The 12,861-nt window shown below is 61.9% G+C and carries 10 protein-coding genes; 4 read left to right on the plus strand and 6 right to left on the minus strand.

The features are described from left to right. Positions 1-41: 41 nt before the first annotated feature. The gene (dacB, locus tag MF4836_RS16605; RefSeq protein ID WP_078471158.1) at positions 42-1,502 is read right to left on the minus strand and encodes a D-alanyl-D-alanine carboxypeptidase/D-alanyl-D-alanine endopeptidase; all 1,461 of its coding nucleotides are present in this window, start codon (positions 1,500-1,502) and stop codon (positions 42-44) included. 233 nt (positions 1,503-1,735) lie between these two features. Between dacB and MF4836_RS16610 the strand changes: the two genes are divergently transcribed. Beyond that, on the plus strand, positions 1,736-2,080 hold the full coding sequence (locus tag MF4836_RS16610) for a YggL family protein (protein WP_020300368.1): 345 nt from the start codon (positions 1,736-1,738) through the stop codon (positions 2,078-2,080). Between the two features lie 174 nt (positions 2,081-2,254). Here the strand turns inward: MF4836_RS16610 and MF4836_RS16615 are convergent, their stop codons facing one another. Continuing rightward, complete coding sequence (locus MF4836_RS16615; protein ID WP_078471159.1) at positions 2,255-3,445, minus strand: benzoate/H(+) symporter BenE family transporter; 1,191 nt, start codon at positions 3,443-3,445, stop codon at positions 2,255-2,257. A 320-nt stretch (positions 3,446-3,765) separates the two neighbouring features. On the opposite strand from MF4836_RS16615, the gene MF4836_RS16620 reads away from it, so the two are divergent. Next, complete coding sequence (locus MF4836_RS16620) at positions 3,766-4,530, plus strand: GntR family transcriptional regulator (protein WP_020300370.1); 765 nt, start codon at positions 3,766-3,768, stop codon at positions 4,528-4,530. A gap of 346 nt (positions 4,531-4,876) precedes the next feature. Beyond that, positions 4,877-5,710 (plus strand): nucleoside-binding protein, encoded by an 834-nt coding sequence (locus tag MF4836_RS16625; RefSeq protein WP_078471160.1) that lies wholly within the window; start codon positions 4,877-4,879, stop codon positions 5,708-5,710. A gap of 95 nt (positions 5,711-5,805) precedes the next feature. On the opposite strand, the gene guaD is transcribed toward MF4836_RS16625, so the two are convergent. Genes guaD through xdhA form a run of 4 tightly spaced genes read right to left on the minus strand, consistent with a single transcriptional unit; the run spans position 5,806 to position 11,831 of the window. Continuing rightward, positions 5,806-7,110 (minus strand): guanine deaminase, encoded by a 1,305-nt coding sequence (gene guaD, locus MF4836_RS16630; RefSeq protein ID WP_078471161.1) that lies wholly within the window; start codon positions 7,108-7,110, stop codon positions 5,806-5,808. Positions 7,111-7,134: 24 nt separating this feature from the next. Then, complete coding sequence (gene xdhC / locus MF4836_RS16635) at positions 7,135-7,977, minus strand: xanthine dehydrogenase accessory protein XdhC (RefSeq protein WP_078471162.1); 843 nt, start codon at positions 7,975-7,977, stop codon at positions 7,135-7,137. A 7-nt stretch (positions 7,978-7,984) separates the two neighbouring features. Beyond that, positions 7,985-10,384, minus strand: a complete 2,400-nt coding sequence (xdhB, locus tag MF4836_RS16640; protein ID WP_078471163.1) for a xanthine dehydrogenase molybdopterin binding subunit — start codon at positions 10,382-10,384, stop codon at positions 7,985-7,987. Continuing rightward, positions 10,377-11,831, minus strand: a complete 1,455-nt coding sequence (xdhA, locus tag MF4836_RS16645) for a xanthine dehydrogenase small subunit (RefSeq protein ID WP_078471164.1) — start codon at positions 11,829-11,831, stop codon at positions 10,377-10,379. The genes xdhB and xdhA overlap by 8 nt, the downstream gene beginning before the upstream one ends. Before the next feature lie 369 nt (positions 11,832-12,200). On the opposite strand from xdhA, the gene MF4836_RS16650 reads away from it, so the two are divergent. Next, entirely contained in the window at positions 12,201-12,860 is a 660-nt protein-coding gene (locus MF4836_RS16650; RefSeq protein ID WP_078471165.1) for a GntR family transcriptional regulator, read from the plus strand. Position 12,861 lies beyond the last annotated feature (1 nt).

A 12,861-nucleotide genomic window follows, 5' to 3' on the forward strand; every position in this document is an offset into this window, starting at 1 on the left:
GATGGGCTGAGTGCTGGCCTCGGCCCATCAGGTGCAGCGGCTTACAGGTCCGAAGCGGCAGTGGCCAGTTTTGGCTGGCGATACAGGTCCAGTAGCACCTGGTCCAGCACCGACGAGGCGCCGAAAGGTTTCGGATCGTTGAGAATCGCCACCACCGCCCAGGTATTGCCGTTGCTGTCACGGCTGTAGCCGGCGATGGCGCGCACGGTGTTCAGGGTGCCGGTCTTGATGTGCGCTTCGCCGGACATGGCGGTGCGTTTCAGGCGCTTGCGCATGGTGCCGTCCATGCCGGCAATCGGCATCGAACTGATGAACTCGGCGGCGTACGGGCTTCTCCAGGCGGCTTGCAGCAGGCCGGCCATTTCCCGTGCGCTGACCCGCTCGGCGCGGGACAGGCCGGAGCCGTTTTCCATCACCAGGTGCGGCGCGGTGATGCCTTTCTTCGCCAGCCACTGGCGCACCACGCGCTGCGCGGCCTTGGCATCGTCGCCATCGGCGTCGTTGCGGTATTGCGCGCCCAGGCTCAGGAACAGCTGCTGGGCCATGGTGTTGTTACTGTATTTATTGATGTCGCGGATGATCTCCGCCAGGTCCGGGGAGAAGGCCCGGGCCAGGACCTTGGCGTCTTTGGGCACCGCGGCCAGGCGGTCTTTGCCCTGGATGCTGCCACCCAGTTCCTGCCAGATCGCCCGTACGGCGCCGGCGGTGTAGGTGGCATGGTCGAGCAGCGACAAGTAGGTCTGGGAGCTGCAGCCATCGCCCAACTGGCCGTTGACGGTGACTGTGACGCTGCCGTCCGCCTGGGCGACCGGGTTGTAGCGCACATCGCCGGTGCATTGCTTGCCGGGCGCGGCCTTGACCTGGTTGTCGATGCGGATCTTGGCGATCGGCGGTTCAACCGACACCAGCACCCTGCCCGAGTCGTTGCGTGCGACAAAACGCAGGGCCTTGAGGTTGACCATCAGCGAGTCGGGCTTGACCAGGAACGGCTTGTTTTCGTCATTGCCGTCGTCATTGAATTCCGGCAGTTGCGGTTGCACGAAGAAGTTGCGGTCCAGCACCAGGTCGCCGGTGACTTGCTGCACGCCGTTGGCTCGCAGGTCACGCATCAGCAGCCAGAGTTTCTCCATGTTCAGCTTCGGGTCGCCACCGCCCTTGAGGTACAGGTTGCCGTTGAGGATGCCGCCGCTGAGGGTGCCATCGGTGTAGAACTCGGTCTTCCACTGATGGTTGGGGCCGAGCATTTCCAGCGCAGCGTAGGTGGTGACCAGCTTCATGGTCGAGGCCGGGTTGACCGAGACGTCGGCGTTGAAAACAGTCGGGGTGCCGGGGCCGTTGAGCGGGATCATCACCAGCGACAGGGCGTTGTCCTGCAGCTTGCTGGCTTTGAGGGCTTGTTGAACCTTGGGGGACAGAGTGGTGTTGACGGGAGCTGCGGAGACGGTGAAGGCCAGGGGCAAGATAAAACTGGCGAGAAGCAATGGACGCAAAGATTTGATCATCTGAAATAAAACCCTGCAGGCGAGGGGGAAAAAGAAGAGGGCATGAAGATAACTTCCCTCGGTGGTCATGAAAGTGTCGGCATTATGCCCCAAGGTATAGCGCCTTGTGCCGTGCGGCGGGCGGCTAATCCGCTATTTTTTTCCCAATGGCCCGCTCGCACGTCTATAGAGTCAGGCAATCACTTGCTTAAACTGCTAAAGTGCCGCCCGTTATTACTTAAGAGGATTGTTCCATGGCTACTAACCGTTCCCAGCGTCTGCGCAAAAAACTGTGCGTCGATGAATTTCAAGAGCTGGGTTTCGAACTGAACCTGGATTTCAAAGAAGATCTGGGTGAAGAGGCTATCGACGCTTTCCTCGAAGCCTTTCTGAAAGAAGCGATGGAAGCCAACGGCCTCGGCTACGTTGGTGGTGATGACTTCGGCCTGGTTTGCCTGAGTAAACGCGGTTCGGTCAGCGAAGAGCAACGCGCCAAGGTTGAAGCCTGGCTCAAGGCCCGCACCGAGCTGACCAGCGTTGAAGTCAGCCCGCTGTTGGACGTCTGGTACCCGGAAAAGCCAATCAATCCGGTAGCCTGATGTCATGAGTCGGCGGCCCGTCCGGGCCGCTGACTCGTTGCTGCCCCTGGGCGGCGTCTCGATTTCCCCACTGATCCTGTCAATGCCTCGGGCCTGTATCCCGGGATGTGCCGTGGGCGTTGATCAAGGTCATGGCGGCCCGGATTGGGTTGGACCGCCGCGTGCGCCAGTGCCTCAGGCCTTGCGCCAGTTGAGGATCGCCAGGGTCAGGACCCCGGCGACAATCCCCCAGAAAGCCGAACCGATGGAGAACAGCGTCAGCCCCGAAGCGGTGACCATAAAGGTGATCAGCGCCGCTTCGCGCTCCTTGACTTCACTCATGGCGATGCTCAGGCCGTTGATGATCGAGCCGAACAGCGCCAGGGCGGCAATCGACAGCACCAGTTCCTTGGGCAGCGCGGCGAACAAGGCCGCGAGGGTGGCGCCGAAGACCCCGGCGATGCCGTAGAAGATCCCGCACCAGACCGCTGCGGTGTAGCGTTTGTTGCGGTCTTCGTGGGCGTGGGGGCCGGTGCAGATGGCCGCGCTGATGGCGGCCAGGTTGATGCCGTGGGAGCCGAACGGTGCCAGCAGCAACGAGGCGATGCCGGTGGCGGTAATCAGCGGCGAGGCCGGTACGTTGTAGCCGTCGGCGCGCAGGACGGCGATGCCCGGCATGTTCTGCGAGGTCATGGCCACCACGAACAGCGGGATGCCGATGCTGATGGTCGCCGCCAGGGAGAAGTGCGGTGTGGTCCAGACCGGGGTCGCCACTTCCAGGTGGAAGCCGCTGAAGTCCAGCAAGCCCATCAGGCCCGAGAGCAGGGTGCCGAGCAGCAGCGCCGCGAGCACGGCATAGCGTGGCGACAGGCGCTTGACCACCAGATAGGTGAAGAACATCCCCAGCACCAGGCCGGTCCGGTGCTGGGCGGCGACGAAGATTTCGCTGCCGATCTTGAACAGGATTCCCGCCAGCAACGCCGCCGCCAGGGACGCCGGAATGCGCTTGACCAGGCGCTCGAAGCTGCCGGTCAGTCCGCAAATGGTCACCAGTACCGCGCAGGTGATGTACGCGCCGATGGCCTCGCCGTAGGTCACCCCGGACAAGCTGGTGATCAGCAACGCCGCACCCGGGGTCGACCAGGCGATGGTGACGGGCGTGCGATAGCGCAACGACAGGCCAATGCTGCACACCGCCATGCCGATGGAGATGGCCCAAATCCACGAGGAAATCTGCCCGCTGCTCAGGCCGGCGGCCTGGCCGGCCTGGAACATCAGCACCAGGGAGCTGGTATAGCCGGTCATCATGGCGATGAAGCCGGCGACGATGGCCGAAGGCGAAGTGTCGGCCAGCGGGCGCAAGGGCGCGGTGGAGGCGTCGGACATGGGGGTGCAATTCCTTGTTCTTGATAAGAGCAGAAGCAGACAACGGGCCGTTGCAGCCAGGGTGCCGGAAGTACCAACAACACTGTTCCGGTACCCGAAGTTCAAGCCTAAACTTAAAAGTAACCGGACATTGCAATACAGCCGCGACCGTAAACAGCCGTACAGTCAGGCCCTGGCGGTCGGCTTTTAACTCTTATTGCGAATGATCCCCATGGGTTGTGTACAATGTGCCATTGTTTTAACGCGATACTTGCCAGCGACCCACTGTGCCGTATTACAGTCACCGTCAAATCGCCGCAGTCCTTCCGACCCGAGTGCCCATGAACGAACAGTTGCAACCCCTCAAGAAACAACCGCGAGCCGGCAAGGCCGGTCGCAGCGGAACCCAGGACGATATTGTCTACGCACATATCTTCGAGGCCATCCTCGAACAGCGCCTGGCGCCCGGTACCAAGTTGAGCGAAGAAGCGCTGGGGGAAATTTTCGGAGTCAGTCGGACCATCATTCGTCGCGCCTTATCGCGCCTGGCCCATGAAGGCGTGGTGCTGCTGCGCCCCAACCGTGGCGCGGTGGTGGCGAGCCCCAGTGTCGAGGAAGCGCGGCAGGTGTTTCTTGCACGGCGCCTGGTGGAGCGAGCGATTACCGAGTTGGCGGTGGAGCATGCCACGGCCGAGCAGTTGGCCGAGTTGCGGCAGATGGTCAACGACGAGCGTGACAGCTTCTCGCGCGGTGATCGCGGCGCCGGTATTCGTCTTTCCGGCGAGTTCCACTTGAAGTTGGCGGAAGCGGCCAAAAATGCACCGCTCATCAGCTTCCAACGTAGTCTGGTGTCCCAGACTTCGCTGATCATCGCCCAGTATGAAAGTGGCAACCGTTCCCACTGTTCCTACGATGAGCACACCCAGTTGATCGATGCCATCGAAGCCCGTGACGGCGAGTTGGCGGTGAACCTGATGATGCATCACATGGATCACATCGACAGCAAACTCAACCTCGACGAAGAAAGCGCTTCGGACGACCTGCACGCAGTGTTCTCGCACCTGCTGCAAACCAAAAAGCCGGGTCGAGCTGCTGCCAAGCTCTGATTGACCTGAAATGAACATCCCCCGCCCGGGTTCCCCGGGACGGGGGATTTTTTTGGCCGGGTGAAAAGCACTGTGCACGTTTTTGCAGCAGTGACGGCTGCGTTCAACGCCTTGTTTTAATTACGGTCAGCCACGGATCTCAACGCGGCCAGCAAACTATTTGAAATGTTGTGATCAATTGTTTGTGCAATTTTGTCACTGTTTGTATACAGTTTTTGCGTCGAGTCCCGATCAGGCGGTAGCGGCAGGGCCAAGGTGCCGCGCCTCTATTTCCTGGAGGTTCAGGGCTCGATATGCACTGCCCGGCAGCCGGCCGGGCCTGTATCAGGCACAGGACATAATAAAAATGAGAAAGGCACTTCAAGGCGCAACCCTGCTGATGAGCATCATTGGCGCCGGGGAAGCGGTGGCTGTGGAATGGATGAACAACAGCGTCGGGTTTCGTTACGGCAAAGAGTTCACCAACCCCAACAACCCGCACTACATCAGCAAGCGCATCTACAGCTTCACCCACGCCAGCGGCTACCAGTACGGCAGCAATTACCTGCACCTGGACGTGCTGCTTTCCGACAATGACGACCCACGCAAGGGCACTCGCGAAGGCAGCAGCGAAGTCTATGGCGTCTATCGGCACCAGCTCTTCGCTTCACGGGTCTTCGATACGCCATTGGGCACTGGCGCGATCAAGGATTACGCGCTGACCCTGGGCTTTGACGCCAGCCGCAACAACAACCTGGGTTCGGCGAAAAAACGCGCCCTGGTGTTCGGCCCGACCCTGAAGTTCAACACCGTCGGTGTGCTTGACCTGAGCCTGTTGTACTACAAGGAAAACAACCATTCCGGGATCCCCGGGGCCAAGGATCCGGATCACACCTTTGATGACACCTACTTGCTGAACCTGGCCTGGATGCGCCCGTTCGAGCTGGGCAGCCATGGCGCCAAGTTCCAGGGTTTCATCAACTACACCGGGGAGAAGGGCCACGATTACAACTACCGCGACACCGCGCCGGAAACCCTGGTACGCACGGCGCTGATGGTGGCGGTGTTGCCGGGTAAAAACGTCAAGCCCAACCTCTACCTGGGCGTGGGCTACGAGTATTGGCACAACAAGTTTGGTGTCGACGGCGGACGCGGAACCCGCACCTCGACCCCGACCCTGAACCTGGAAGTGACCTTCTGATCCACTGCCCGCACAGGTCGCCCTGCGCCTCTGAGCAGGCATGAAAAAAAATCCCCCGCCCGGTTGATCCCGGACGGGGGATTTTGCGTTTGCCCCTAGCGCTGGTGGACCAACTGGCCGGCGGCGTAGGTCTGGGACACGGTGCGGTCATCGCCCAGGGTCATCAGCACGAACAGGGTTTCGGCGATGCTCCTGGCCTGCTTCAGGCGATAGCTGAGCAGCGGTGTGGCGTGGTAGTCGAGCACCAGGAAGTCGGCATCGGTGCCCGGTTGCAAGGTGCCGATCCGGTCTTCCAGGCGCAACGCCCGGGCGCCGCCGAGGGTGGCCAGGTACAGCGACTTGAAGGGGCTCAGGCGCGCGCCTTGCAGTTGCATGACCTTGTAGGCTTCGTTGAGGGTTTGCAGAAGCGAGAAGCTGGTGCCGCCACCGACGTCGGTGCCCAGGCCGACATTGAGGTTGTGTTTTTCCGCCATCGGCAGGTTGAACAGGCCGCTGCCGAGGAAGAAGTTCGAGGTCGGGCAAAAGGCCACGGCCGAGCCGGTTTCAGCCAGGCGTGCGCATTCGTCGTCGCACAGGTGCACGCCGTGGGCGAACACCGAGCGCTCGCCGAGCAGTTGGTAATGGTCGTACACGTCCAGGTAGCCCTTGCGCTCCGGAAACAGCTCCTTGACCCACTCGATCTCCTGCAGGTTTTCACTGATGTGGGTCTGCATGTAGAGGTCGGGATACTCGGTCAGCAACTGGCCGGCCAGGGTCAGTTGTTCCGGGGTGCTGGTGGGGGCGAAGCGTGGGGTCACCGCATAGTGCAGGCGGCCCTTGCCGTGCCAGCGTTCGATCAGCGTCTTGCTTTCCTGGTAACCGGATTCGGCAGTGTCGGTCAGGTAGTCCGGGGCGTTGCGGTCCATCATCACCTTGCCGGCGATCATCCGCAGGTCGAGCTTGTGCGCCGCCTCAAAGAAAGCATTCACCGACTGCGGGTGCACGCTGCCGAATACCAGGGCCGTGGTGGTGCCGTTGCGCAGCAGTTCCTTGATGAAAATATCGGCCACTTCATCGGCATGGGCCTGGTCGGCGAACTGGCTTTCGCAGGGGAAAGTGTAGGTGTTGAGCCAGTCCAGCAGTTGCTCGCCGTACGCACCGACCATGCCGGTTTGCGGCAGGTGGATATGGGTGTCGATAAAACCCGGGGTGATCAGGGCATCCTGATAGTGGTTGATTTCGATATCGGCAGGCAGGCTGGCGAGCAGTTCGCTGGCGTGGCCCAGGGCGCTGATCTGGCCGTTTTCGACCACCAGCAGACCGTCTTCGAAGTACTCGTACGAGGCTTCGATACCGACCACGGCGGGATCGGCAATGCTGTGCAGGATGGCGGCCCGGTAGGCTTTACGTGTCAGAGGCATGGAGATTTCTCAATCAGTGGTTTTTCAGTTTGAAGCCTGGCTGCGGCGCGAAGCCGGCAGCAGTTTGGCAATGGGTTCGGCGCTGGCGCTGTGCTGGCCGAAATTGGCGTTATAGGTGGCGATGATTTCGCCGGCGATGGAGATGGCAATCTCCACCGGCAACTTGCCTTTGACCTCGCCCAGGCCCATCGGGCAGCGCATGCGTTGCAGCACGCCGCTGTCGAAACCGCGGTCGCGCAGGCGGTGTTCGAACTTGACGCGTTTGGTCTTCGAACCGATCAGGCCGAAGTAGGCAAAGTCGTTGCGCTTGAGGATCGCGGCGGTCAGTTCCAGGTCGAGCTGGTGATTATGAGTCATGACGATGCAATAGCTGCCCATCGGTAACTCGGCAATTTCGTCAACGGGCTCTTCGCTGACGATTTTGCGCACGCCGTGGGGGATCTGTTGCGGGAACTCCTGCTCCCTTGAGTCGATCCAGCGCACCCGGCATGGCAGGCTCGCCAGCAGCGGCACCAGGGCGCGGCCGACGTGGCCGGCGCCGAACACCGCGATCTGCGCCTGCACCTGGCCCATGGGCTCGAACAGCAGCACGGTAACGCCACCACAGCACTGGCCAAGGCTGGCGCCGAGGCTGAAGCGCTCCAGGTGAGTGTTCTGCTGGCCGCGCAGGAGCATGTCCCGGGCGATCTGCATGGCTTTGTATTCCAGGTGGCCGCCGCCGATGGTGTCGAAGCTATGCGCCGCGCTGATGACCATCTTCGAGCCGGCATTGCGCGGCGTGGAGCCGAGATCTTCGATGATGGTCACCAGCACGCAGGGTTCTCCCTGGTTCTGCAGGTCGGCGAGGGCGCTGATCCAGTTGTTCATAATCACCTCAGAGCGAAGCCAGCTCGGTTTCGGGTACCAGCGCTTTTGCAGCGTTCAGTTGGCGCATCTGCTCGCAGCCCCACAACACCCGCTCCGGCGTCGCCGGGGCGTCAATCTTCGGCTGATGGCGGTAGTCGCCGAGGCTGGCCACGGCATCCTTGATCGCACACCAGGCGGCGATGCCCAGCATGAACGGTGGCTCGCCCACGGCCTTGGAATGGAACACCGTGTCTTCCGGGTTCTTGCGGTTTTCCACCAGCTTGACCCGCAGGTCCAGGGGCATGTCGGCCACGGCCGGGATCTTGTAGCTGGCAGGGCCATTGGTCATCAGCTTGCCCTTGGCGTTCCACACCAGCTCTTCCATGGTCAGCCAGCCCATGCCCTGGATAAACCCGCCCTCGACCTGGCCGATATCGATGGCCGGGTTCAGGGAGGCGCCGACGTCGTGCAGGATGTCGGTGCGCAGCATTTTGTATTCGCCGGTCAGGGTGTCGACGATCACCTCGGCGCAGGCCGCGCCGAAGGCAAAGTAATAGAATGGCCGGCCGCGGGCCTGGCTGCGGTCGTAATAGATTTTCGGGGTCTTGTAGAAGCCCGTGCTCGACAACGAGACCTGATTGAAATACGCCTGCTGGATCAGGGCTTCAAAGGTCAGGATGTGGTCGCGCACCCGCACGTGGCCATTGTGGAACTCCACGTCTTCTTCGCTGACCTTGTACTGCCGCGCGGCAAACTCCACCAGGCGCTGCTTGATGATCTCGGCCGCGTTCTGCGCCGCCTTGCCGTTCAGGTCGGCACCGCTGGAGGCGGCGGTCGGCGAGGTGTTGGGCACCTTGTCAGTGTTGGTGGCGGTGATCTGCACCCGGTCCATTTCCACCTGGAACACTTCCGACACCACCTGCGCGACCTTGGTGTTCAGGCCTTGGCCCATTTCGGTGCCGCCGTGGTTCAGGTGAATGCTGCCGTCGGTGTAGATGTGGATCAGCGCGCCGGCCTGGTTGAGGAAGCTGGCGGTAAAGGAGATGCCGAATTTGACCGGGGTCAGCGCCAGGCCTTTTTTCAGGATCGGGCTGTTGGCGTTGTAGCGGCGGATCGCTTCACGGCGCTCGGCATACTGGCTGCTGGCTTCCAGGTCTGCGGTCATTTCCTCGAGCATGTTGTGCTCGACGGTCTGGTAGTAGTGGGTGACGTTGCGCTCGGTCTTGCCGTAGTAGTTCGCCTTGCGCACCGCCAGCGGGTCCAGCGCCAGGTGGCGGGCGATGGCATCCATGACTTCTTCGATGGCGACCATGCCTTGCGGGCCGCCGAAGCCCCGGTAGGCGGTGTTGGACGCGGTGTTGGTCTTGCAGCGATGGCCGTTGATGGTGGCATCGCCCAGGTAGTACGAGTTGTCGGCATGGAACATGGCGCGGTCGACAATCGACGCCGAGAGGTCCGGCGAACAGCCGCAGTTGCCAGCCAGTTCCAGCTGGATCCCGTGCAGCCGGCCGTTGCTGTCGAAGCCGACGTCGTACTCGATGTAGAACGGGTGGCGCTTGCCGGTCATCAGCATGTCTTCGACCCGCGGCAGGCGCATCTTGGTCGGCTGGCCGGTGAGGTGCGCAATCACCGCGCACAGGCAGGCCGGGCTGGCGGCCTGGGTTTCCTTGCCGCCGAAACCGCCGCCCATGCGCCGCATGTCGACCACGATCTTGTTCATCGACACGTCCAGCACTTCGGCCACCAGTTTCTGCACTTCGGTGGGGTTTTGCGTGGAGCAGTAGACGATCATCCCGCCGTCTTCGGTGGGCATCACCGAGGAAATCTGGGTCTCGAGGTAGAAATGCTCCTGGCCGCCGATGTGCAGCGAACCCTGGATCCGGTGTTCGGCGGTTGCCAGCGCGTTGGCCGAGTCGCCGCGCTGGTGGGTGTGGCTGTCGAGCACGAAGTGGCGCTTGCGCAGGGCCTCGACCACGTCCAGCACCGGTTCCAGGTCCTGGTATTCGATGATCGCGGCCATGGCGGCCTGGCGTGCGGTGTCCAGGTCCCTGGCGGCGACGGCCAGCACCGGCTGGCCGACGAACTGCACATCATCGATGGCCAGCAGCGGATCGCCCGGGAGCAGCGGGCCGATGTCCTTGAGCCCGGGAATGTCCTGATGGGTGATGACAATACGTACACCGGCAAAGGCGTAGCAGGGAGCGGTGTCGATGCTGAGGATTTTCGCGTGGGCGCGGTCCGAGAGCCGGGCGTACACATGCAGTTGGTTGGGAAACTCCAGCCGGTCGTCGATGTACTGCGCTTCGCCGGACACGTGCTTGTCGGCGCTGTCGTGCTTGACGCTACGCCCGACGCCGGTGGTGAGGTCCTGCTGGAACAGGGCGGCGAGTTCGGCTTGGGTCTTCTCGACCTTGTGATGATTAGACATAAGCGGTCACCCGAGTCTCGATGTGCGGTGTTTGCAGCTCGATAAAGTATTTGCGCAGCAGGTTCTGGGCGCTGAGCAGGCGGTATTCCTTGCTGGCGCGAAAGTCCGAGAGCGGGGTGAAGTCTTCGGCCAGGGCCGCGCAGGCGCGCTCCACGGTGTGATTGTTCCAGGGTGCGCCGCGCAGCACGGCTTCGCAGTGCTTGGCGCGCTTGGGGATGGCGGCCATGCCGCCGAAGGCCACGCGGGCGTCGACCACCGTGCCGTTTTCCAGGCGCAAGTTGAAGGCCGCGCAGACCGCGGAAATATCGTCATCCAGGCGCTTGGAGACCTTGTATGCGCGAAACAGCTGCTCGGCGCTGGCGCGGGGCACGATGATCTTCTCGATGAACTCGCTTTCCTGGCGCGCGGTCACCCGGTAATCGATGAAATAGTCCTCCAGGGCCAGGGTGCGGCGGGTGTTGCCTTTGCACAGCACGATCTGCGCACCGAGGGCGATCAGCAGCGGCGGCGAGTCACCAATGGGCGAGGCGTTGCCGATGTTGCCGCCCAGGGTGCCCTGGTTGCGGATCTGCAGGGACGCGAAGCGCTGCAGCAGTTCGCCGAAGTCCGGGTACTCGGCGTTCAGCGCCTCGTAGCAGTCGGTGAGGGCGGTGGCGGCGCCGATTTCCAGGCGGTCGTCGAAGTGTTCGATGCGCTTCATTTCTGCGACGTTGCCGACATAGATCATCACCGGCAAGGTGCGGTGGAACTGGGTGACCTCCAGCGCCAGGTCGGTGCCTCCGGCCAGCAACCGGGCCTGGGGGTAGGCATCGTAGAGGTCGGCCAGGTCGGCGACGGTCAGCGGCACCAGGCAGCGTTTGTCGCCACTGTTGAGTTCGCCGGTGTCACTGGGGGCAATGGCCTTGAGGCGGGCAATGGTCTCGCTTTCGCGAGCGTCGAACTGGTCCGGCTGCTCGCCGCAGCAGGCTTGCGCGGCAGCGGCCAGGATCGGCCGATAGCCGGTGCAGCGGCACAGGTTGCCGGCCAGGGCTTCGTGGGCCTTGTGGGCGTCTGGCTGGTCGCTGTTCTTTTGCAGGGCAAACAGCGACATGACAAAGCCCGGGGTGCAGAAGCCACACTGCGAGCCATGGCACTCGACCATGGCCTTCTGCACGCTGTGCAACTGGCCTTGATGCTTGAGGTCTTCAACGCTGATCAATTGTTTGCCATGCAGCGACGAGACAAAGGTCAGGCACGAGTTGAGGCTGCGATAGCGGATTCGCTCGACGCCTGTGGCGTCCGTCTGCAATTCGCCGACCACCACGGTGCAGGCGCCGCAGTCGCCACTGGCGCAGCCTTCTTTGGTGCCGGGTTTACCCAAGTGTTCGCGCAGGTAATTGAGCACGGTCAGGTTCGGGTCCAGGACGTGCTCACTGCACAGTTCCTGGTTAAGTAAAAACTGGATCACGGAAGGCCTCGCAGACTCATTATTGTTGTTAATCGCTGTGGGCCGAATTTAGTCAGATCTGACTTTTCGGTCAATGAATTTCTGACCTGTGGGTCAGGAATTTTAAGCGATCAACAATTCAAGTATGGCCAAGATCCCCGAGGCCGCCTTGCAGAGCGGTCAGCGCTGCTCAAAGGCGCGCTGTGCATGCGCTTGCCATCAATCCTTCGCAGTGGCTCGCGGCATCAGGCAATCGCCCCGATCGGGGTGGCTTGAATGAGTAAATGTGCTTATTTCATGCCAATTGTGCTGTTTGGGCACTCCGCCATGACGTGTCAATTGCGCTACACTGCGCCGCCTGTACTGATCGAAGATTTTTGAAGGAAAACCATGACGTTCAAGGCGCCGGACAGCCTCGCCGAGCAAATTGCTCACCACCTCGCCGAACGTATCATTCGCGGCGATCTCAAGCCTGGGGAGCGCATTCAGGAGCAGAAGGTCACGCTGGCACTCAATGTCAGTCGCGGTTCGGTCCGCGAAGCCTTGCTGATCCTCGAACGTCGTCACCTGATCGCGATCCTGCCGCGACGTGGGGCCCATGTCACCGAACTCACCGCGCACAAGGTGCAGAGCCTGTGCACCCTGATGAGCGAGCTGTACATCCTGCTCGGCAACTCGGTGGCCAGCGGCTGGACGGTCCAGGTTGACATGGCGCCGTTTCTGCAGATCCAGCAGCGCCTGATCGCCGCCTACGAGCGCCAGGACATCCGCACCTTCGTTGAAGAAAGCTTCAATGTGATGCGCGCGGCCTATCCCTTTGCCAACAACCCGTACCTGCAGGAAACCGTCGAGAACCTGCAGCCGGCCATGAGCCGTGCCTACTTCCTGGCGCTGGAGCAGCGCAAGGCGGAAATGAGCGAGTTCCTGGCGTTGTTCGAGCAGCTGCTGGCGGCGGTGATGGCCCGTGACCTGCCGCAAATCCGCCTGGTGCTGACGGCCTACGCCCAGCGCAGTTGCGACCTGGTGATTTCTGCGTTGACGGTCGCCTAAA

The sequence above is a fragment of the Pseudomonas sp. MF4836 genome (assembly GCF_002018875.1).
In the GTDB taxonomy this organism is placed as follows: Bacteria; Pseudomonadota; Gammaproteobacteria; order Pseudomonadales; family Pseudomonadaceae; genus Aquipseudomonas.